At 63.3% G+C, this 21,333-nt stretch carries 22 protein-coding genes; 10 read left to right on the top strand and 12 right to left on the bottom strand.

All coding sequences use genetic code 11. The features are described from left to right. Positions 1 to 318: 318 nt before the first annotated feature. The 3 genes from LB538_RS19505 to LB538_RS19495 form a co-directional block, all read right to left on the bottom strand. A complete protein-coding gene (locus tag LB538_RS19505) occupies positions 319 to 1,665 on the bottom strand; it encodes an NAD(P)/FAD-dependent oxidoreductase (RefSeq protein WP_224531771.1) in 1,347 nt (448 codons plus the stop codon). Positions 1,666 to 1,803: 138 nt separating this feature from the next. Next, positions 1,804 to 2,826, bottom strand: coding sequence for a substrate-binding domain-containing protein (locus LB538_RS19500; RefSeq protein WP_224531770.1), 1,023 nt, complete (start codon positions 2,824 to 2,826; stop codon positions 1,804 to 1,806). A 16-nt stretch (positions 2,827 to 2,842) separates the two neighbouring features. Then, positions 2,843 to 3,067 (bottom strand): hypothetical protein, encoded by a 225-nt coding sequence (locus tag LB538_RS19495; protein ID WP_224531769.1) that lies wholly within the window; start codon positions 3,065 to 3,067, stop codon positions 2,843 to 2,845. Positions 3,068 to 3,185: 118 nt separating this feature from the next. Here LB538_RS19495 and LB538_RS19490 point away from each other — a divergent pair, with 118 nt between their 5' ends. From LB538_RS19490 to LB538_RS19470, 5 genes are all read left to right on the top strand, one after another. Further along, positions 3,186 to 4,541 (top strand): ABC transporter substrate-binding protein, encoded by a 1,356-nt coding sequence (locus LB538_RS19490; protein ID WP_224685847.1) that lies wholly within the window; start codon positions 3,186 to 3,188, stop codon positions 4,539 to 4,541. A 165-nt stretch (positions 4,542 to 4,706) separates the two neighbouring features. Next, positions 4,707 to 5,720, top strand: a complete 1,014-nt coding sequence (locus LB538_RS19485; protein WP_095768190.1) for a carbohydrate ABC transporter permease — start codon at positions 4,707 to 4,709, stop codon at positions 5,718 to 5,720. A 1-nt stretch (position 5,721) separates the two neighbouring features. Further along, positions 5,722 to 6,876: a carbohydrate ABC transporter permease gene (locus LB538_RS19480; protein ID WP_095768189.1), complete on the top strand. Its 1,155-nt coding sequence runs from the start codon at positions 5,722 to 5,724 to the stop codon at positions 6,874 to 6,876. Positions 6,877 to 6,880: 4 nt separating this feature from the next. Further along, entirely contained in the window at positions 6,881 to 8,545 is a 1,665-nt protein-coding gene (locus LB538_RS19475; RefSeq protein ID WP_224531768.1) for an alpha-glucosidase, read from the top strand. 35 nt (positions 8,546 to 8,580) lie between these two features. Next, the gene (locus LB538_RS19470; RefSeq protein ID WP_224531767.1) at positions 8,581 to 9,693 is read left to right on the top strand and encodes an ABC transporter ATP-binding protein; all 1,113 of its coding nucleotides are present in this window, start codon (positions 8,581 to 8,583) and stop codon (positions 9,691 to 9,693) included. 178 nt (positions 9,694 to 9,871) lie between these two features. Here LB538_RS19470 and LB538_RS19465 read toward each other — a convergent pair whose 3' ends face one another. After that, positions 9,872 to 10,105: a DUF680 domain-containing protein gene (locus LB538_RS19465; protein WP_095768186.1), complete on the bottom strand. Its 234-nt coding sequence runs from the start codon at positions 10,103 to 10,105 to the stop codon at positions 9,872 to 9,874. 69 nt (positions 10,106 to 10,174) lie between these two features. Further along, positions 10,175 to 10,381 (bottom strand): DUF680 domain-containing protein, encoded by a 207-nt coding sequence (locus LB538_RS19460; RefSeq protein ID WP_095768185.1) that lies wholly within the window; start codon positions 10,379 to 10,381, stop codon positions 10,175 to 10,177. A 620-nt stretch (positions 10,382 to 11,001) separates the two neighbouring features. Here LB538_RS19460 and LB538_RS19455 point away from each other — a divergent pair. From LB538_RS19455 to LB538_RS19435, 5 genes are read left to right on the top strand one after another with little or no spacing between them, the layout of a single operon-like run. Continuing rightward, positions 11,002 to 11,424 (top strand): PqqD family protein, encoded by a 423-nt coding sequence (locus tag LB538_RS19455; protein WP_224531766.1) that lies wholly within the window; start codon positions 11,002 to 11,004, stop codon positions 11,422 to 11,424. 33 nt (positions 11,425 to 11,457) lie between these two features. Beyond that, positions 11,458 to 12,507 (top strand): serine kinase, encoded by a 1,050-nt coding sequence (locus LB538_RS19450; RefSeq protein WP_224531765.1) that lies wholly within the window; start codon positions 11,458 to 11,460, stop codon positions 12,505 to 12,507. Next, positions 12,504 to 13,259: a glycosyltransferase family 2 protein gene (locus LB538_RS19445; RefSeq protein ID WP_224531763.1), complete on the top strand. Its 756-nt coding sequence runs from the start codon at positions 12,504 to 12,506 to the stop codon at positions 13,257 to 13,259. The genes LB538_RS19450 and LB538_RS19445 overlap by 4 nt, the downstream gene beginning before the upstream one ends. After that, positions 13,256 to 13,933 (top strand): glycosyltransferase family 2 protein, encoded by a 678-nt coding sequence (locus LB538_RS19440; protein WP_224531761.1) that lies wholly within the window; start codon positions 13,256 to 13,258, stop codon positions 13,931 to 13,933. The genes LB538_RS19445 and LB538_RS19440 overlap by 4 nt, the downstream gene beginning before the upstream one ends. Beyond that, a complete protein-coding gene (locus LB538_RS19435; protein ID WP_224531759.1) occupies positions 13,933 to 15,405 on the top strand; it encodes a nucleotidyltransferase family protein in 1,473 nt (490 codons plus the stop codon). Before LB538_RS19440 ends, LB538_RS19435 begins: the two co-directional genes overlap by 1 nt. 25 nt (positions 15,406 to 15,430) lie before the next feature. Here LB538_RS19435 and LB538_RS19430 read toward each other — a convergent pair whose 3' ends face one another. From LB538_RS19430 to LB538_RS19400, 7 genes are all read right to left on the bottom strand, one after another. Next, positions 15,431 to 15,835: a type II toxin-antitoxin system VapC family toxin gene (locus LB538_RS19430; RefSeq protein ID WP_224531757.1), complete on the bottom strand. Its 405-nt coding sequence runs from the start codon at positions 15,833 to 15,835 to the stop codon at positions 15,431 to 15,433. Then, positions 15,832 to 16,065, bottom strand: a complete 234-nt coding sequence (locus LB538_RS19425; RefSeq protein WP_095768178.1) for an AbrB/MazE/SpoVT family DNA-binding domain-containing protein — start codon at positions 16,063 to 16,065, stop codon at positions 15,832 to 15,834. The genes LB538_RS19430 and LB538_RS19425 overlap by 4 nt, the downstream gene beginning before the upstream one ends. Positions 16,066 to 16,134: 69 nt before the next feature. Then, positions 16,135 to 16,881 carry a ferredoxin reductase gene (locus LB538_RS19420; protein ID WP_224531755.1) on the bottom strand — a complete coding sequence of 249 codons (747 nt, stop codon included), beginning with the start codon at positions 16,879 to 16,881 and terminating at the stop codon, positions 16,135 to 16,137. 24 nt (positions 16,882 to 16,905) lie between these two features. Further along, a complete protein-coding gene (locus LB538_RS19415) occupies positions 16,906 to 17,517 on the bottom strand; it encodes a molybdopterin-dependent oxidoreductase (RefSeq protein ID WP_224531746.1) in 612 nt (203 codons plus the stop codon). Positions 17,518 to 17,630: 113 nt separating this feature from the next. Continuing rightward, a complete protein-coding gene (locus LB538_RS19410) occupies positions 17,631 to 19,169 on the bottom strand; it encodes a DegQ family serine endoprotease (protein ID WP_224531745.1) in 1,539 nt (512 codons plus the stop codon). Positions 19,170 to 19,358: 189 nt separating this feature from the next. Continuing rightward, positions 19,359 to 20,105: an MBL fold metallo-hydrolase gene (locus LB538_RS19405; RefSeq protein WP_140844655.1), complete on the bottom strand. Its 747-nt coding sequence runs from the start codon at positions 20,103 to 20,105 to the stop codon at positions 19,359 to 19,361. Positions 20,106 to 20,119: 14 nt separating this feature from the next. Further along, positions 20,120 to 21,286 (bottom strand): diphosphate--fructose-6-phosphate 1-phosphotransferase, encoded by a 1,167-nt coding sequence (locus LB538_RS19400; protein ID WP_224531744.1) that lies wholly within the window; start codon positions 21,284 to 21,286, stop codon positions 20,120 to 20,122. Positions 21,287 to 21,333 lie beyond the last annotated feature (47 nt).

The following is a 21,333-nucleotide window of genomic DNA, read 5'->3' as shown; positions in this document are numbered from 1 at the left end:
CTGTCCGAAAGGACGACCAGGATTCATTCGGTCTCCTTCCCACTTCAACCATACACCAGAACCAACACACAGGATTCCAGGGTCTTCGCGACGGAGCTTCGCTCCTGCTCCGCCCTCGAATGACGATCGCGATGGGCGTTTCGGCCAATCCCCAACGCACCTGCCAACGCAAACAGCCGATCGATCAAAATCCCTGTGCAGAGCGTTGCTTCAGAAGAATTGTGGTTTACCAATCCCGGCGTCGCCATCCAGCCGCCCTTGACGGCGGATCGCGATGACCGCGACCGACCACGACGATCAAGAATGAACTTCGGCCATTTAAAGAGCCGGACCTAGCCGGACAGGGCTTCCGTCATAGAAACGCGACAATCGAAAACGGCTGAGGTCGTGGCCGGTTTCATTTCCCTGGATCATGTCGCAGACGACGCGGCCGATGCCAGGCCCGATACCGAATCCGTGGCCGCTCATGCCCGTCGCGACGAAAAGACCGCCGATCGCCTGGACCCGATCCACGACGGGAACGACATCGGGCATGGCGTCGATCATGCCGCCCCAGCCGGCCTTCAGGCGAACCGTCTCGAACCGGGGGAAAAGCTGTTTGAAATTGCGCTCGATCGAGCGAAGCTTTGCCGGCTCAGGGGCTGGGTTGAGCACGCGCATTCTTTCGAAAGGGCTTGCGGAATCCGGCGCCCAATCGCGCGGCGTCGACCAGCCATCCGGGTAGCCTGACGGAGCGAACGGGAAATAGCGCGTGCCGAACGGATTGTCCCTGAGGGCGGGAATATACTTGGTGAAGTGCCGGAATGCGTCAGGCCCCAGATAAAGCAAGTGGCTGCCGCCCGCAGCGAGCGTATATCCGCCATCCTGCCTGCGCCTGAAAGCGATGTGGTCGTCGGCGGCCGCGCCTCGATAGACCTCAGGCATGGGTTCTGTGGCGGCCGCGGTAACGCGGACGCTGAGCTGGGGGATGGCTACGCCATGTCTCGCCAGGAACAGGGACGACCAGGCGCCGCCCGCGACCAGCACGGTTGAGGTCTCGATATATCCCGCCTCGGTCCAAACGCCCTTGATCCTGCCGGCTGCGATCTCGAGGGTGCGCGCCGCGCAATTCTCCACGATCCTGGCGCCTTTTCGCACGGCAAGCCTGGCTAACGCAGGCACCGCCAACCAAGGTTCCGCGCGCATATCGGAGGGCGTCGTCATCGCGCCCTTGAACCTGCGCGACATGCCGGTGATGAGTTTTGCGGTCTCGTCGGCGCCCAGGAGGCGTGTGTCGAGCTCATGGATCGCGGCGATCCTCATGAATTCTTCGAACTTGGCCATATCCTTGTCGGCGTTCGCCAGGTAGGTCACGCCTGTCTGGTTGAGCCCGATGTCCTCGCCGCATTCCTCGGCCAGTTGCCGCCATAGGCGAATGGCCTCGATGACGATCGGCAGCTCATCCGCGTCCCGTCCCTGCTTTCTGATCCACCCCCAATTGCGAGAGGACTGTTCGGCCGCAACGCGGCCTTTTTCCAGCAGCGTCACCGGAATGTTTCGGGAAGCAAGGAAGAGGGCCGTCGTTACGCCGATGATGCCGCCGCCGACGATCACCACCTCCGAAGCCTTCGGCGGAGGACCGGGGTACTGGACTGGATCGGCTTCGGTGAACGGGAATGTCGGCAAATGGCGCACCCGGAAGGACTGGTTGAGGGTTCTGGCTTACCGGTTGTCACCGTCCAGCATCAGGAGCAGCCGAAGGCTGACCGTTGTCCCACGGCAGTCGCCCGGAATGAGTCAGTGGCGAAGCTGTTGGATTAGCCCCTATACCGGCGCTCCGGCCACCGACCCTCGCACCACCAGATCCACTGGCCAGACCTCACCACGAGCCCCTTCTTCCAACCCCGATATCCGCGCCGCGAGCCGTTCTGCGACACGCGCGCCGGCGAGGCGGATCGAGGAGCGTGTCGTCGACAGCGGCACCGGGAAATTCTCCGGCCGCAGCCAAGGGAAGACGTCGTCATGGGCGATCAGCGAGAGGTCGCCCGGAATGGTGAGGCCGAGATCGCGCACGGCGCGCACCACACCCAGCGCCATGATGAGGCTGGAGCAGACGATCGCCGTCGGCGGCTCAGCCTCCTCGAGCAGGCGGCGAGCGGCGCGGTAGCCGTTTTCCTCGGTCATCGCCACGGAGTGGATGTGGCGCTCGCCGAGCGCCAGCCCGTTCGCGGCAAGCGCGCGGCGCATGCCGCGCTCACGGTGGATGGCGAAGGTCTCGCGCTCGTCGCCGTTGATCAGCGCCAGGCGCTTGTGGCCGAGCTGGATCAACAGCCTCGACGCTTCGTGGAAGGCGCCCTCATTGTCGATGTCGAGATAGGGATAGTCGAAATCGAAGCCCTCGCTGCGGCCGTGGACGATGAAAGGGATGCCCAGCGTGTTGACCAGCGCCAGCCGCTTGTCGGCCGGCCGCGGCGCGGACAGGTAGACGGCGTCGACCTGGCGGTTGGCGACGATGCGCCGGTAGGTCGTTTCCTCGTCGTCGGCGTCGGCGGGCGAAAGCACAAGGTCGAGCTCGTGCGCACGCGCATAGTCGCCGAGGCCGGAGAGGAATTCGACGAAGTGCGGATCGATGTCGACGGCGGCCCCGGTCGGCAGCACATAGCCGATCATTCCCGACTTGCCGGTGGCGAGCCGGCGCGCGCTGGGGTTGGGCCGGTAGCCATGGCGCTTGGCGGCGTCCACAACCCGGCGCCGGGTCTCCTCGTTGACCTCTGGGTAGCCGTTCAGCGCCCGGCTCACCGTGGTCTGCGAGAGCGACAGCATATGCGACAGCTGCTTGAGGTTCATCGGAGGCCCTCCCGCCTCAAAGCGCTTTCAATTTTGAATCGGTCTGACGATTGTTGGCGAGATCATCAAGCAGGACGACCTTAGAGGCCAGACAGCGTCGTTTGAAGCAAAATTGCTGCTGCAGCGCCAAAAAAGCATGCTGCGCCGCACTTTTTTCGCTTAATCTTCTCCTACTTAAATCGATTAATGACGTCGCCCACTTGACTCCAAGGCGATTCAATGGCGAGATCAAAATAGCCAAAGCGCTTTGGAAGTCTCTTCGAAAGGTTGCGGTTGCCCTTTCGCTGAGTCACAGTTCCGCGGCGTCGGCGGACGAAATGGAGGTTTCGTCCTTTTTGTGATCACTGGGAGGACTTGCGATGAAGAAAATGCTTCTCTTGGGTGCGGCATTCGCGGCACTCACCCTCAGCCTGCCGGCGCAAGCCGAACTGAAGTTCAAGCCGGGCGAGGATTCGAAATTTCATTGGGCCAATTACGACGACCTCAAGAAGGTCGACCTCAAGGGCGAGACGCTGACGATCTTCGGGCCGTGGCGCGGCGAGGACGAGGCGCTTGTCCGATCCGTTCTCGACTATTTCCAGGAAGCGACCGGCGCTGAGGTGAAATATTCCTCGTCCGAGAATTATGAGCAGCAGATCGTCATCGACACCCAGGCCGGCAGCCCGCCCAACATCGCCGTCCTGCCGCAGCCGGGCCTCATCCAGGATCTTGCTTCCAAGGGCGTGCTGACCCCGCTGGGCGACGACGTCGCGGCCTGGATCAAGGAAAATTACGCCGCCGGCGACTCCTGGGCCAAGCTCGGCACGTATACGGGCAAGGACGGCAAATCGGGCTTCTATGCCTTTCCCTACAAGATCGACGTGAAGGGGCTCGTCTGGTACTCGCCCGACAATTTCGACGAGGCCGGCTACAAGGTGCCGAAGACCCAGGAAGAACTCGCCGATCTGGAGAAGAAGATCGTCGCCGACGGCGGCAAGCCCTGGTGCATCGGGCTGGGTTCGGGCGGCGCCACCGGCTGGCCGGCGACCGACTGGGTCGAGGACATCATGCTGAGGACGCAGCCGCCGAAAGTCTACGACAAGTGGGTGAAGAACGAGATTCCGTTCACCGACCCGGCCGTTGTCAACGCCATCGACATCTTCGGCAAGATCGCCACCGACGACAAGATGGTGGACGGCGGCGCCAAGGCGGTCGCGGCGACCGACTTCCGCGACAGCCCGAAGGGCCTCTTCACCGTGCCGCCCAAGTGCTACATGCACCACCAGGCATCGTTCATCCCCTCCTTCTTCCCGGAAAACGTGAAGCTCGGCCAGGACGCCGACTTCTTCCCCTACCCGCCTTACGCCTCCAAGCCGGAACTGGGCACGCCGCTGGAAGTGGCCGGCACGCTGGTGATGATCACCAAGGATTCCAAGGCCTCGCGCGAGTTCATCAAGTTCCTCGAGATGCCGCTCGCGCATGAATTGTGGATGGCGCAGAAGAGCTTCGTCACCCCCTTCAAGGCGGCCAACAAGGAGGCCTATGGCAGCGACGCGCTGAAGAAGCAGGGCGAGATCCTGGTCGGCGCCACGACGGTCCGGTTCGACGGATCCGACCTGATGCCGGGCAAGATCGGCGCGGGTTCGTTCTGGACCGGCATGGTCGATCTGGTGGGCGGCAAGTCCGCGCAGGACGTCGCCGCCGACATCCAGAAAAGCTGGGACGGCATCAAATAGCATCCTGAAATCTTCCTAATCCTCCTATTGGACCCGGGCTACGGCCCGGGTCCGACCGGCGGTCCGCGCCGGAAGCCTTCGCGTTTCGATTGTTCCGAATAACCGAAAGTCGGTGCATCCGATCGCCAGCCTCGGCCGGCCGATCATGCGCAGGGAGAGGGACCCATGGCGGCTCAGATTTTCTCGGCCATATTCGTCATCATCATCGGCGTCGGCGGCTGCGTCGCCTATTTCTGGGGCGCCAACAAACTGCTCGATCTCGTCTTCCCATCACGCGGCGTCTCTGGCACCGCCGCCGTCGACAATTTGCGCCGGCAGGGAATGGTGCGGCCCTGGCTGTTCGTCGGCCCGGCGATGATCATCCTAGCCATCTACCTGATCTACCCGGTGATCGCGACGCTGTGGCTCTCCTTCTTCGACCGCGGCGGCACCAATTTCGTCGGGCTCGCCAATTATGAATGGGCGGTCAGCGATCATGATTTGCGCAATTCGATCTTCAACAACATCCTGTGGCTGGCCGTCGTGCCGGCCGCCTGCACCTTCCTCGGCCTGATCATCGCCGTGCTCACCGACAAGATCTGGTGGGGCACCATCGCCAAGAGCCTGATCTTCCTGCCGCTGGCGATCTCCTTCGTCGGCGCCAGCGTGATCTGGAAATTCATCTACGAGTATCGCGGCGAGGGCCAGGTGCAGATCGGCCTGCTCAACGCCATCATCCAATATTTCGGCGGCCAGCCGCAGGTTTGGATATCGCTGCCGTTCTGGAACAATTTCTTCCTGATGATCATCCTGATCTGGATCCAGACCGGCTTTGCGATGGTCATCCTGTCGTCGGCGCTGCGCGGCATTCCGGAAGAGACGCTGGAAGCGGCCGTGATCGACGGCGCCAACCCGTTCCAGATCTTCTGGAAGATCATGGTGCCGCAAATCTGGGGCACGATCGCCGTGGTGTGGACCACCATCACCATTCTGGTGCTGAAAGTGTTCGACATCGTGCTGACGATGACCAACGGCCAGTGGAATACACAGGTGCTTGCCAATCTGATGTTCGACTGGATGTTCCGGGGCGGCGGCGATTTCGGCCGCGGCGCGACCATCGCCATCATCATCATGATCGCGGTCATCCCGATCATGGTCTGGAACATCCGCCAGGCCAACAAAGAGACGGGAGGGCACTGAGATGGCGACCAAGACCGGAAAGTCCTTTGTCGGCCGCTTCGGCGTCCATATCGCCGTGCTCGTCTTCGTGGCGATCTGGACCATCCCTACCCTCGGCATCCTCGTCTCGTCGCTGCGCGACAAGGACCAGATCGTTGCCTCCGGCTGGTGGAACTCCTTCGCCAGCTCCAGCCAGAGCGAGGCGGGACGGCTGCCGGGCGCATCGGCGCAAACCCAGAAGGACGGTAAATACGTCATCGAAGGCAATATCTTCGGCGATGGCCCCAAGCGCGAGATCAGCGCCTTCGGCGTCAAGTCCTCCGCGCCGACGCAGTACAAGGCGGGATCGGTTGCCGACCTCGATGATGGCGTCACGCTGCAGATGAATGCTGACGGCGGCTTCGTGCTGTCGTCACCGAAGGCCTTCGAGGGCGACCGCGGCCAGCGCGTTTATTTCGCCTCCTCGGCGCCGCCGAAATTCACCACGGACAACTACGATGCGGTGCTGTTTTCCGAAGGCATCGGCCGCTCGTTCATGAACTCGCTGACGGTGACCATCCCGGCGACGATCATCCCAATCCTGATCGCAGCCTTCGCAGCCTACGCGCTGGCCTGGATGCGCTTTCCCGGACGGCCGCTGCTGATCGCGGTGATCATCGGCCTTCTGGTGGTTCCGTTGCAGATGTCGCTGATCCCGCTGCTCAGGCTCTATAACGGGGTCGGCGCCTTTTTCGGCGTGCCGTCCAAGACCTATCTCGGCATATGGCTGGCACATACCGGCTTCGGCCTGCCTTTCGCCATCTACCTGCTGAGGAGCTATATCGCCGGCCTGCCGCGCGAGATCATGGAATCGGCACGCATCGACGGCGCCAGCGACTTCGAGATCTTCGTCAAGATCGTGCTGCCGCTGTCCTTCCCGGTGCTTGCCTCCTTCGCCATCTTCCAGTTCCTGTGGGTATGGAACGATCTACTGGTGGCGATGGTTTTCCTCGGCACGGCGCCCGATCAGATCGTGCTGACAGCCAAGCTCAACGCGCTGCTCGGCTCGCGCGGCGGCAAGTGGGAGATCCTGACCACATCGGCGTTCATCACCATTATCGTGCCGCTGTTCGTGTTCTTCTCGCTGCAGCGCTATTTCGTCCGCGGGCTGCTTGCCGGCTCGGTGAAAGGAGGTTGAAGACATGCAATCGGCTTTGAAGGCGACGTCGCAGCCAGACCCGGCCGTGGACCGCGACTGGTGGCGGGGCGCGGTGATCTACCAGATTTACCCGCGCTCCTATCAGGACTCCAACGGCGACGGCATCGGCGACCTGAAGGGCATTGTTCAGCGCCTGCCCTATATCGCTTCGCTCGGCGTCGATGCCATCTGGATCTCGCCCTTCTTCAAATCGCCGATGAAGGATTTCGGCTACGACGTGTCGGACTATTGCGACGTCGACCCGATGTTCGGAACGCTCGCCGATTTCGACGCGCTGGTGACGGAAGCCCATCGGCTGGGGCTCAAGGTGATGATCGACGAGGTGCTGTCGCACACCGCCGATATCCACCCCTGGTTCAAGGAGAGCCGTTCCAGCCGCAACAATCCGAAAGCCGACTGGTATGTGTGGGCGGACGCAAAGCCCGACGGCACGCCGCCCAACAACTGGCTGTCGATCTTCGGCGGCTCGGCCTGGCAGTGGGACACCAGCCGCCAGCAGTATTACATGCACAATTTCCTGGCCGAGCAGCCCGACCTCAACTTCCACAACGCAGAAGTTCAGGACGCGCTGCTCGACATCACCCGCTTCTGGCTGGAGCGCGGCGTTGACGGCTTCCGCCTCGACACGATCAATTTCTACTTCCACAGCCAGGGGCTGGAGGACAATCCGCCGCTGCCGCCGGAACAGCGCAACGACCAGACGGCGCCCGCGGTCAATCCCTACAATTACCAGGACCACATCTACGACAAGAGCCGGCCGGAGAACCTCGGCTTCCTGGAGCGCTTCCGCGCGCTTCTCGACGAATATCCGGCGCAGGCGGCCGTCGGCGAGGTGGGCGATTCCCAGCGCGGCCTGGAGGTGGTCGCCGCCTACACCGCCGACGGCAAGCGCGTGCATATGTGCTATTCCTTCGACTTCCTGGCGCCGGAGAAGATCAGCGCGGCGAAAGCGCGCGCGGTGCTGGAGGCCTTCGGCACGGTCGCCAGCGACGGCTGGTCGTGCTGGGCCTTCTCCAACCATGACGTGATGCGGGTCGCCTCGCGCTGGGCCGCCAACGAGGCGGATCCGATCGCCTATCTGAAGGTGATCTCGGCGCTTTTGATGTCGCTGCGCGGCTCAGTCTGCATCTATCAAGGCGAAGAGCTCGGCCTTGGCGAGGCGGAGCTGAAGTTCGAGGACCTGCAGGATCCCTACGGCATCCGGTTCTGGCCGGAGTTCAAGGGTCGCGACGGCTGCCGCACGCCGATGGTTTGGGACGCGGCCGCCAAGAATGGCGGTTTCTCGACCGCCAAGCCGTGGCTGCCGGTGCCGGGCAAGCACCTGTCGCAGGCGGTCAACGCGCAGCAAGGCGACGCAAGCTCGCTGCTCGAACATTACCGCCGCTTCCTAGCCTTCCGGCGCCAGCATCCGGCGCTGACCAAGGGCGACATCAACTTTATCGAAAGCGACGGCGACACCGTCGCCTTCACGCGCCGCGAGGGCAATGAGCGGATCGTTTGCGCCTTCAATCTCGGCAGCAAGCCCTCCGAGGTCGATCTCGGCAAAGGTGCGCTGCAACCCTTGCCCGGGCACGGCTTTTCGGGACAGACTGGCAGCGGGCCAGTCCGCCTCGGCGGCTACGACGCCTGGTTCGGACGCATCGACTGAACTTGCAAAACAGGGATCAACGGGAGAAGAAAAACATGGCCGATGTCACGCTCAACCAGGTGAAGAAATCATACGGCAACCTCAACATTCTCCACGGCATCGACCTCGATATCAAATCAGGCGAGTTCATCGTCTTCGTCGGGCCGTCGGGTTGCGGCAAGTCGACCTTGCTGAGGTCGATCGCCGGCCTCGAGGAGATCACGTCGGGCGAGCTGAAGATCGACGGCGAGGTGGTGAACGACGTGCCGCCGTCGAAGCGGGGCATCGCCATGGTGTTCCAGTCCTATGCGCTCTATCCGCATATGACGGTTTACGACAACATGGCCTTCTCGATGAAGATCGGCAAGGAAAGCAAGGCCGAGATCGACAAGCGCGTGCGCCAGGCGGCGGAGATCCTGCAACTGACCAAATATCTCGACCGCCTGCCCAAGGCGATGTCGGGCGGCCAGCGCCAGCGCGTCGCCATCGGCCGCGCCATCGTGCGAAACCCGAAGGTGTTCCTGTTCGACGAGCCGTTGTCGAATCTCGACGCAGCACTGCGCGTCGCCACCCGCATCGAGATCGCCAAGCTCAAGGAATCGATGCCGAACACCACCATGATCTACGTCACGCACGACCAGGTCGAGGCGATGACGCTGGCGGACCGCATCGTGGTCTTGAAGGAAGGCGTTATCGAGCAGGTCGGCACGCCGATGGAACTCTACAAGCGGCCCGGCAACCTGTTCGTCGCCCAGTTCATCGGCTCACCGGCCATGAACATATTGCCGGCGAAGATCGAGAAGGCCGGCAATCCGACCGTGGTCAGCCATGTCGGCGGCCGCAAGGCGACGGTGCCGATCGCGACGCCGGCCTCGGCCAATGGCGCGGCGGTCAGCTTCGGCGTGCGGCCGGAGGATCTCGCGATTGCCTCAGGCGCGGACTTTCTGTTCGAGGGCAAGGTCGACTATATCGAGCAGCTCGGCGAGGTTCAGCTCGTCTATATCGATATCGGCCGCGCCGACCTGCCGCTGGTTGCCAAGCTGCCGGGCAATGTCGACGTCAAGCGCGGCGAGACGCTGCGGCTCAACGCAGGCGCCGGCGATCTGCACATCTTTGATGCCGACGGCCATTCCTTCACGCTGCATCGCGAGGAAGCAAAGGCTGCCTGACGCTAGCGAGTTTCACCGAAACGGCGAAACTCTCTATCTCTTTGTTTTCACGCAATTCCGGACGGAAAACCGCTTACACTTTTCCTGGAATTGCTTTATCGGCAGGCTGGCGTTCCCGGCAAAAAAAGAGAGCGGCGGGCCTGGCCCGCCGCTCTCTCTTTCAAATCACAGTCGGCTGTCAACGGTTGCCGAAGTGGTCGCGGTCGGCACCCTGAGGCGCCGACTTCTGCACGTCGCGCGACGAGTTCAGCAGCTTGTAGACAGGCGAGTCAGTGCCGATCGACGACGTAGGGGTGGTATCGACCGCCGGGGCCGGCTGGTTGACGCCACTGTTGTTGTAATTGTCGCTGCCCGCAAAAGCAGCGCCGGAAACGGCCAGCAGGGCGGCCGTGGCAAGAACGATCTTCTTCATTTCAGTGCTCCTGAATCTTGTGGTCCGACCGATGCGGCGGGCAAGCCCGCCGCCGGTTCAAGTCGACCGTTAGTTGTTGCCGAAAAGGTTGTGGTCGGCGCCCGTCGTGGCAGGCTGCTGAGTGGCCGGCGCAGACTGGCGGACCGCAGCCGTGTAGGACGAGTCGACCTTGGCCGCCGCCTGATTGGCTTCATTCGGGTTGTAATGGTCGCTACCAGCAAAGGCGCTGCCAGAAATTGCCAGAAGGGCTGCGGCAGTGAGAACAATCTTTTTCATTTTTGCTACTCCAGTATCTTTATTCAGTCCGTCTAGCGGCGTGTCTTGGGAATGAAATCGCGTCGTTCGGACAGCGCTGATTTGGGTGAGCCGAGGGCGGGATTCCAATCACGAAGTTTTTCCGTCTGGACCATGATTCGGCATCTTGAAGTTTTGATAAGCATGCCTATGACTTTATTTTTATCACATTTAATCAATGACTTATGCAAATTTGACCGTTGGCTCACCAAATGTATCGGAGCGCCAACGTTCACACCGTCCTGCACGCACCGTCAACAGAAACGAACCGTTCAGTTCGATTTTAGAATCTCCTAATAGTCACTTTTCGATACTATTAACCATCATACCCCGTTCCACAGGCCGATTCGGCCCGCTCCATGACCGTGTTCAGACTTCAGGCCAGCGGGCATTCGCGCCGGAAGGGTCGCGGTCGCCCTGCTTGTCGGCGTTCAAAATCGGGGCTCGAACCGCGAGTTGAACGCCAAAATAGTCGAGATGGCGCCGTTATGGCTTGCCTTGCCAAGCAAGGATCGAGTGTTTACAGGCGTTGTCCTGGGGTCAGGGCAACGATTACGACCGGCGCAGCCGCCGGCCGGAATTGCAGAGCGGGGGTCAAGGACATGCCTCTTTCCGACGTCTACGCCGTTGCGAGCCGGGACATCGTTTTCGAATCTTTCGACGGCGAAGCTGTCGTGCTCGACCTCTCAAACGGCAAATATTTCGGCTTCTCCGATTCCGGCAGCAAAGTGTGGCAGGCGCTGTCCTCGGGTGTCGGCACCGAAGCGCTGATCCGATCGGCCGCTGGCAGAATCGACGCCGCCGCGATCGAGGCATTCATTACGCAGCTGGTCGAGTTCGGGCTGCTGGCACCTTCCAGCGCAACGCCGCTGCCGTCATCCGACGATTTGCCGGCGGCGCTGGCTGCGGCGAGCGAACCGCTCACCGTGAGCGTCCATGACGACCTTGCCGACTTGATCATCGTCGACCCAATCCACGAAGTCGAGGAGCCGCTCGGCTGGCCGGCTGTCAAGCAGGTTTCCTGAACCGGCGAAGGGTCAGGGCGGCCGGAACAGACCATGCCACATGTGACGCTCGAGACCCTGCCGGACTATGCCCGCTTTCTCATCGCCGCTGCCGAAGGCGCGGCGGTGCAGTTTCCGGTCCGGCGTGCTGTCCGCCTGCCAGGGCTGGAATTGATCGCGCATCTCGATCCCGGCGCGCTCGCTGATGCCCTTGGCCAGGCCTTCATCGAAGCCGAAGGCGATCCGCGGGACTCCCGCCAATGCCGTATCTTCATCGGCCATCCAGGCATCGGCGACATGCCGGAACCGGCAAGCTGGGGCGATGCGCATTTCACCGAGCACGGCTTTGCCCGGAAACTTGCCGAGGCAGGGCTGCGCGGCCATCATTACCACGATCTGGATTTCTGGCAGGTCTACGATCCCGCCCGACGGATCGGCGTCCAGTTGATGCGGTCTCCCGACGCGTTTCCGCCTTGGGAGCAGGGGTCGCCGCTGCGCGCCTTCCTGCACTGGGAATACGCCGCGCGCGGCATGCGCCTTGCCCATGCCGGCACGCTGGGCCTCGACGGCAGGGGCGTGCTGCTGGCAGGCGCCGGGGGTGTGGGAAAATCCGGAACCGTCGTTGCAGGACTGCTCAACGGGCTGGACAGCGTCGGCGACGATTACGTGCTGATCGATCTTTCCGGCGGCGTGACGGCGCGACCGCTGTTTTCGATCCTGAAGCAGGATCCGCCGGGTTTCGCCCGGCTTGGGCTGGAAAGGCGGCTGGGAACCGGCCGCCCGCTCAACTGGCAAGGCAAGCATGCCTTCCACATTCACGAGATCGCGCCACGGCCAGTAGGTGAGAGTCTGGACATTTGCGCGTTGCTGGTGCCACATGTCAGCGGCGGAAAGATAAGTTCGATCGCACCGATTTCGCGCAAGGATGCCATCATCGCGCTGGCGCCGTCCGGCATCGCCCAGATGCCTGGCGAACGCGAAAGCGGTTTTCGCTTCTTCAGCGATCTGACCCGGCTACTGCCATGCTACCGGATTTCGCTTGGGTCACGCCCAGGAGAAATCGCCGGTACGATTGCGGATTTCCTTGTCCGGAGCGCCCGGTGAAGTTGAGCGTGATCATGCCTGTCTACAACCGCGAGCGCTATGTCGTTGCGGCATTGCGTTCGCTCATCAGGCAGCGCGACGCCGCCGATCTCGACATCATCGTCATCGATGACGGCTCGACCGACGGTTCGGCCCAAGCGGTGCGCGCGATGATGGACGAAGCATCTTGCATCCGGCTGTTTCGGCAGGAAAACATGGGCGTGACCCGGGCGCGCAACAGCGGGCTCAGCCGGCTCAAGCCGGAGACGGAACTGGTGTCCTTTCTCGATTCGGACGACATCTCGCCAGCCGGGCGCTTCGCGGCGGATCTGGACCTTTTCAGGCGCGATCCTTCTCTCGAGCTCACCTATTCCAGGATGATGCTGGTCGACAGGATCGACGACGAGACGCTGGAGCCGACCCGCGACAGCACCAGCATCACGGTTCGCGGCATCCATCTCTCGGCGGCGATCTTCTCGCGCCGTCTGGTCGACCGGATCGGCGCTTTCGACGAGGACTTCGTCCAGGCCGAGGATACGGACTTCCTGCTGCGCAGCTTCGAGGTCGGCCCCCGATGCGCGCTTCCGGACACGCTGGCGCTTTATTACCGGCGGCACGCCGGCAACATGACAAGGCAGCAAGATGTCCAGTCGCGCGAGTTCATGCGCGCGATCTACAAGTCGATGAAGCGGCGCAGGGCCAACCCTTCGCTCAAGCCGATCGAAGGCATCTTCGAACTGAAGAAACTCGCGGACTGGCAGCTCATGTCATGAGCGCATACGGCGTCGTCATTCCGGCCTACAACGCCAGCGCCACGATCGCGGAGACGCTGCGATCGGTGTCGGCGCAGACGTTGCGGCCCGAACTGGTCGTGGTGGTCGACGACGGCTCGACCGACGATCTCGCCGGCGCGATCGGCGGCATCGACCTGCCCCTCAGGCTTTTGCACCAGGACAATGCCGGACCCGGCAGCGCGACCACCCGCGGCATCGCCGCGCTGTCGACGCCCTTCGTGGCCACGCTCGATGCCGACGACCTTTGGCTGCCTGGAAAGATCGCGGCGCAGCTTGCCCATCTCGAACGGCTTCCCGGCGTATCCGGGGTCTTCACCCATATGCGCGCCTTCCGCGACGGAGAGCCCGACGCAATGGCCCCGACCGCAACCCCCGGCTGGTCGCGCTCGACGATGCTGATGCGCCGGGAGACCGCGGAGAGCGTCGGCCCGATCGTCGATCCGCCGGGCGGCCGCGGCGAGATGATCGACTGGATCGCCCGCGCGCGGGAAAGCGGTTTTGTCCTCGACATGATGCCTGATGTCCTGGCGCTGCGGCGCATCAGGCCGGGGAGCCTGTCCTATGGGCGCGACGCGGCACGCGACCGCGGTTACCTGGAAGTGGCACGCCTGGCCATGCTGCGACGGGCACAAAGCAAAGCCAGCTCCCGCTGATGGCGAAGATCCGTCGCATCGGCAGGCGTTTTCCAGAGTATGGCTGGTCCTGGCCGACCGGCTCGCTCGACCAGTTGCTCAAGGCGGCACTTCTGCCCGACGAAGAGGCGGCGCGCCTTTGCGCCGCCGGCTGGCTGAACGAGAACGACATCGACCACGTCTCCTTCCGGGAACACCGCTTGCTTGCCGCGATTTCCGACAGGTTCGGACGCAAGCTTGCCGACAACGCCGCTTATCCGCGCCTGGTCGGCCTGCAGAAGATGCTGTGGACGAAGTCGCGCATGGCCATGCGCGAGGCCGAGCCCGCACTGAAGGCGATGGTCGATGCCGGCTGCACGGTGATGTTGATCAAGGGCGCCAGCCGCACCGCGCTCGATGCCGCCGCGCAGCGCGGGCGCGTGGCGCATGACATCGATATACTGGTGCGGCCGGGCGATATGCAGCCGGCCTTCGATGTGCTGCGCGACCGCGGCTGGCAGATCGCCAGCGGTGTTTCCCCGCAATATCTGCGCGCACGGCTGGGATCGCTGCGCTCGATGAATTTCTTCAAGGGCAATTACGGCGACATCGACCTGCATCAGCTTGCCTATGACGGGTCGCAGCAGAACACCGAGGACGACCTCGCCATCTGGCGCCGCGCGATTGCCGCCAAATTCAGCGACGTCAGCGTAGTCGTCCCCTCGGCAGCCGACCGCATCGCGCTCGCCATCGCGCATGGCGGCCTCGACGCACATACGCATAGCGACTGGCTGGTCGATTGCACCGTGGCCATCGAGGGCGGCACTGTCGACTGGACCATATTCCTCGATGTCATCGCCAGGCGCAGTCTCGCCGTCGCCGCGGCGGTGGCGCTTTCCTATCTTGCGCTGGAGATCGGCATCGCGGTGCCGGAGGCCGTCTTGGCCAAGGTGGTGGACATGGCCGACCGGCGCGGCGCGGCGCGGCTGTCGTCGGTTCTGCAGGCCAAGCCGCGCACCGATTTCGGCGCGCTGACCTGGCTGTCGCGGGGATTTGCAAAGCAGTTGCGCCTGCAGCGCAAGAAAGGCCGGCTGAAGCAGACCGAGCCCGACATCGTGTGGCGCGGCAAGTCCGTGACGACCAAGGCGACAGGCGGGCCTGCCGCATTTGTGCTCTCGCAAACCCTGGACGGACCGCAGGGCGAAGCCAGCGAGATGATGCTCGATCTTATCGTGCGCATCGTCGTCCCGCCGGTCAGGCGACGCATCGAGATGGAGATCAATGCGGGCGACCGGCACGTGGCCCGGCTGCGCTCGATGTCGATCAGCCGTTCCGGCGGGGAGCGGATGCTGCGGTTTCGCGGCAAGGTGAAGCTTGAGGGGACAGGACGGGCCCTGGTGCTGGAGGCTCGGCCGTCACGCCAGTTTCGCGTCTGGGACAACGAGCAGGCCGTCGCCAGCTATGGCGCGCTGCCTTTCCAGCTCGTTTCGGCGAAATTCTCTCCGACCGGCTGACATCAGCGCAACAGTCCGGGACGGCTCAAGAGCCTGGGGTAATCAGCTTCAGGAAGGGGAAATAGGTTCGATATCGGCCGATATCGCGGGTCAGAAGTGGAAGATGGCCGACCGCAGCGTGCGCACCAATGAAGAAGTCCGGCAAAACACCAGTCTTTTGTCCTTCTGACCGGCGGTACTGTGTAAATACCTTTCCGGCAAGGAAAAGAGCGGCCCTCGGCATGGGAGCCATTTCAAGACCGGCCGCATCGAGAAAAGCGTCAAGATCCTCGATGCGGGCGTAGCGTACGGCGAGCTCGGCATAGACCGCATCGTTGATCAACAATGGTCCGTTGAGGCTCGCCGCCTCAAGCTGAGCAACCGACCAATCTGCCCAGTTTGAATCGTCAGTAACAAGGTCAAGCAGGACGTTGGTGTCGATGAGCGTCACGCTTCACCACGCGTCAGCGCCATGATCGCGTCGGTCGTAAGCCCCTCGCCGGCATGGCCGCGCAACTTGGCGAAGCGGCTCGCCGTTTGCTTTCTGTCGACACGAGCAAGCACTACGCTCCCATCGGCGGCGCGCCGGAAATCGACCCTGCTTCCCGGGACGATCCCCAACAGATCGCGGACCGGTTTTGGAATGGTGACCTGTCCTTTTGACGTAACGGTGGTGGCCATCTTCGCTCCTCAGTAATACCAATTGTAAGCAAGGTATTACCTATTGGGTCGAATTTCAACGGGCTTCTGTCAAACTCCATAGCGCTCGGTGCGGATAATCCCCGCCGGAACGCCGGCGCCAATCAGGGCATCAGCGGCGGCCGAGACGAAGGCGTTCGAGCCGCAGACATAGGCCAGCCTCGGTGCCTTCGGCAGGCGCTCGACGGCTTGCGCCATCATGCGGGCGTCGACGCGCCGGGAATAGTCGGGCGGCCGCCTCGCCGGCTCGCGGGTCAGCGTCAGCACCAGATCGAACCCGTCACGACGATCGTCGAGGCCGATCAGCTCGTCGCGAAAAATCACCTCGTCCCAGACCCGGGCCGAGAACACCAGCGCAACGGGCACCGCTTTGTTGCGCAGCGTGCGATGGCGCACCATCGCCATCAGCGGCACGACGCCCGAGCCGCCGCCTACCAGAAGGATCGGCCCGCCGTCGCTCTCCTCCCAGATGAAATGGCCCCCCAGCGGTCCGCGCAGCTCGATCTCGTCGCCGACGGCAGCGACATCGTGGAAGAAGGGCGAGACCTCGCCGTCGTCGAGCCGCTCGATCGCGAGCTCGACGACGGCACCTGCTTCGGGCGCCGAAGCTATGGAATAGGATCGGCGCGCCTGATAGCCGTCCGGCGCCGTCAGCCGGACTTCGACATGCTGTCCGGCCAGATGGGCGAAGCGCCGCGACGGCTGGAACCAGAAGCTGGTGACGCGTGGCGTGCGCTTTTCGATGCGGGTGATCGTGGCTGCCTGCCAGGGCGATTGCGGCGACGGCTCGGCGCTCATCGATTGCTGCTCACAAATCGCCCCTCACGGGTCACTGGAATAGCGCTGCTCGCGCCAGGGGTCGCCATACATGTGATAGCCGCGCAGCTCCCAGAAGCCCGGCTCGTCGCGCTCGGTGAACTGCAGCCCGTTCACCCATTTGGCCGATTTCCAGAAATAGAGATGCGGCACCAGAAGCCGGGCCGGCCCGCCATGATCAGGCGTGATCGGCTTGCCTTCGTAAAGCAGCGCCACCATCGCCTTGCCGGTGATGAGGTCCTTGGTCGGCACATTGGTGGAATAGCCGTCAAACGACAGCGCCAGCGTGTAGGCCGTCGGCGGCTCGATGCCGGCATCGGCGAGGATGTCGTCGATCATCACGCCCTGCCAGGGCGTGTTGAACTTGGTCCAGGCCGTCACGCAATGGATGTCGCGCGTCATCTTGCTTTGCGGCAGGGCGTTGAACTCGGCCCAGTTCCATTTCTTGAGCGGTCGCGGCCCCTGCTTCAAGGTGAAGGACCAATTTTCGGTGCGCACGCGCGGCGTCGGCCCGGCCGAGAGAACCGGGAAACCTTGTTCCAGGTACTGGCCCGGCGGGATGCGCGCGTCGGCGTCGGAAGGAGGACGCCGTCCGGAAAAAAAGCCGCGCGTGACCATCGAGACGCCTCCTGCACCGGTGGAAGGATGCGGGGAGTGTTCTCGAATATACCTCTACGGGCAACAAGAATCTTGGCGACCCGCCTTGCAACAGGCAGGTCGCCACGACGTCGTCAGCCGGCCGCGAAAGGCACTGCGACGAAGATCTGCTGGTCGCCGCGATCGACAAGCAGCAGCACCGACTTCTTGCCCGACTTGGCTGCCTCGGCGATCGCCTGGTTCGCCTGTCTGGCGTTCTTTACGGGCGTCTGGTCGACGCCGATGATCACGTCTCCCGGCTGGAGGCCCGCCGCCGAAGCCGCTTTGTCCGGATTGACACGCTCAATCACGGCGCCGTGCTGGTTGTCGGCAAGGTTGAGCTCCTGCCGGATATCGGGAGTGATATCGGTCAGCCCGAGGCCGAGCGACGGCACGCCCTGGCCCGCTGACGGCTTGCCGCCTTCGCCATTCGAGGCGGTCTGCACCTCGTCGGTGTTGCGGCCGACGTCTGCGGAGACCTGAACCGCCTTGCCCTTACGCCAGATGTCGACGGTTTCCTTGTTGCCGGGCGGGACATCTGCGACGGCGCGCGACAGGTCCTTCGGATCCTTGATCTCCTGGCCGCCAAAGCCGGTGATCACATCCCCGACTTCAATGCCCGCCTTGGCCGCCGGCGAGCCCGGCGTGACCGACGAAACCAAGGCTCCGGCAGGATGGTCGAGGCCGATGGCGCCGGCAACATCCGGAGTGACCGGCTGGATCTGCACACCGAGATAGCCGTATTCGATGTCGCCGCCCTTCATCAGCTTGGCCACGACTTTCTGGGCCTGATCCGACGGGATGGCGAAGCCGACGCCGACGCTGCCGCCATTGGGCGAGTAGATGGCGGTGTTGATGCCAATCACATTGCCATGGATGTCGACCAGCGGACCGCCCGAATTGCCGTGATTGATCGGCGCGTCGATCTGAATGAAATCGTCGAACGGCCCGCTATGGAGATCGCGGCCGCGCGCCGACACGATGCCGGCGGTAACCGTGGTGCCGATGCCGAATGGGTTGCCGATCGCCAGCACCTGGTCGCCGGTCATCAGCTTGCTGGAATCGCCCCACTTGACGGTCGGCAACGGCTTGTCTGCCTTGATCTTGAGCACAGCCAGGTCATGCTTCGCATCGTGGCCGACAAGCTTGGCCGGAAGCTCGGTGCCGTCGTCGAGCGTCACCTTGATCGAGCTGGCGCCGTCGATGACATGGTTGTTGGTTACGATTGTGCCATCCGCGCTGACGATGAAGCCGGAGCCGAGCGCCTCGCTACGTGGTGCCCGCTGAGGGGGCGTCTTGGGCATCGGCATGCCCTGGTCGCCGAAGAATTGCCGGAAATAGTCGTCGAAAGGCGAGTTGCCGTCGAAGGGCGAACCCTCGCTCATGGCGTCCGGCTGGCCCTTCATCATTGTCGTGACTGTTACGACTGCCGGCTTTGTGGTGGCAACGATGGGAGCGAAGGAGCCGTTAGGCGCGGTAACGCCGGCGGCGGGAGTTTGCGTAGTGGCGACGGCGTTGCTCAATCCGGCGTTGTTCGTGCTCTCGGCAAAGGAACCAATAACGGGAGAAATGATCAGCGCAGCGCCCAACAGGGCCGCGACGCGATGTCTGCGAAGAATGTTCATGGGTGACATGGTCGTTTCTGTCCGGGCGAGAGGTTGATCGGGCACCCCGGATGTGTCTCGAAGCACGCATCCGTTGGCGTGTCGGCGACCGGGATTGCCTGCCTCGCCTTGCATGGCAGCCGGCCGGATCGACAATCAGGATTTAGGGTGCGGAATGGCCTGAATCAGGGCCTTTGGATGACCTTACGAAGATTTAATTCAGAGAGCGCTTACGAACCGCTCTCTCCGACGCAGATAAGCGGAGGCGATCTCACGCATTCGCTGGCCGGTAAAACTCGGGCCATGGCCGCCATGGCCGATGCGGATCGGCAGGTCGAGCAGGCGCCGCATGGTGCGGCAATAGGCCGTGCGGTCCGAATCCGGCAGATCGTCGATCAGCATGCCGTCATAGATGGCATCGCCGGCGAGGAAGAGGCCATCGGCCTCGTCGAAAAGCGCGATCGAATCCGGCGAGTGTCCAGGCAGATGCAGCACACGGAATTTGCGGTCGCCGAGATCGACGATGTCGCCTTCGTCGAGCGCACGCGTCAGCGGTGCTGAGGGAATCCGGTAATCGGCCGCCTTCCAGTCCGGCGCCGGCAGTTTCGAGACGGCGCCGTCGAGATTGTGGAACATGTACGCGTAGGTGACGGCATCATTCATGGCGTCGAACCGCGGCGCGCTCATCTTCGGGCCCAGGCGCAGCGGGAATTCATGCAGCGAGCCGACATGGTCGAGATGGATGTGCGTGGCGACGACGATGAGCGGCTTGCCGGGCGGCGTGTCGATCTCAGGCGCCAGCGGACGGATGCCCATGCCGGTATCGACCAGCAGATCCGCCTCGCGGCCCTTCAGATGCCACATATTGGCGCGCACGAAATCATGCACGAAAGGCTCGGTCAGCATCGTCGTGCCGGCATCGACTTTCGCCTTGCCGAACCAGTCGCCAACCTCAAGCTCGGGCATCGAGCCGCCGCCCATCAGATGAACGGCTTCCCGACCTTGTATTTTTTCGGCACCAGCCGCTTCAGGTAGGCCATGCCGGCTTCCGAAAGCTGATTGGCGTCCGGCTTCATGAAATCGTCGGGCATGTGGCGGGTCTTGCCGGCCACCGCCTTCAGTGGCACCTTCTTCAACACCGTCTTCGACCCGTCATATTGCAGCGCGACCGAGCCGCCGCCTTCGCCTGCGACAGCAACCGCGAAAGCGCCGGCGTCGAAGGCTTCCTTGGCGTCCACGGCGCTGATCGCGCCGACGTAACCGCGCGGCATGTAGCCCAGCGCGTCGACCCGCGCGCGCTTGCCCGGCAGGCCTTCGGCCAAGGCCCGTTCGAGCGCCGCCGGCAGGTCGCTGCCCGACAATTTGACGTTGCCGTGCTGATCGCGCTCCAGCTTGTCCGGCGGCACCAGGCTTTCGACCAGCGCCTTGCCGTCGGCAGTGCTGACGCCCTCCGAGACAGCGACGATGCAGCGCTTGTGGCGGTCCAGCTTTTCGCGCACCTCATCGATGAAGCGCTTCGCCGAGAAGGCGCGCTCCGGCACGTAGATCAGATGCGGTCCGCTGTCGGGATCGAGCTGCCATGCGGCCGCGGCGGCGGTCAGGAAGCCGGCATGCCGGCCCATGACGATGCCGACATAGATGCCGGGCAGGGCGCGGAAATCGAGGTCGACGGAGAGGAATGCGCCGGCGACGAATTCGGCCGCCGAGATGAAGCCCGGCGTGTGGTCGTTCTCCTCGAGGTCGTTGTCGATGGTCTTGGGCGCATGCACGAAGGCGATCGAGCCGCCGGCGGCATCGGTCAGGATCTGCTGCGTGCCCGACGTGTCGTTGCCGCCAATATAGATGAAGGCGTCGGCGCCGGCCTTTTTCAAGCCGTTGAGGATGACCTCGCAATAGGCGGCGTCCGGCTTGTCGCGGGTCGAGCCGAGGGCGGCGCTCGGCGTGCCGGCGATCAGCCGCAGCCTGTCCTCGGGGATGGCGGAGAGATCGACATAATTGCCGTCGCGGATGCCGCGCACGCCGTGGATCGAGCCCAGCACCTTGGCGCCGGGATGACGTTTGCGGATTTCCAGCGTGGCGCCGACGACCGTCTGGTTGATGACGGCGGTCGGGCCGCCGCCTTGCGCGATGACGAAGGTTCCAGACATGCTCGATTTCTCCCGAAGCGAAGGTTTTCAGGTACCTTGGCCTGTCT

It is taken from the genome of Mesorhizobium sp. Ca11 (genome assembly GCF_020165275.1).
In the GTDB taxonomy this organism is placed as follows: Bacteria; Pseudomonadota; Alphaproteobacteria; order Rhizobiales; family Rhizobiaceae; genus Mesorhizobium.
Note: the sequence above shows the minus strand (reverse complement) of the source record. Positions and strands in the feature narration are given on the sequence as shown.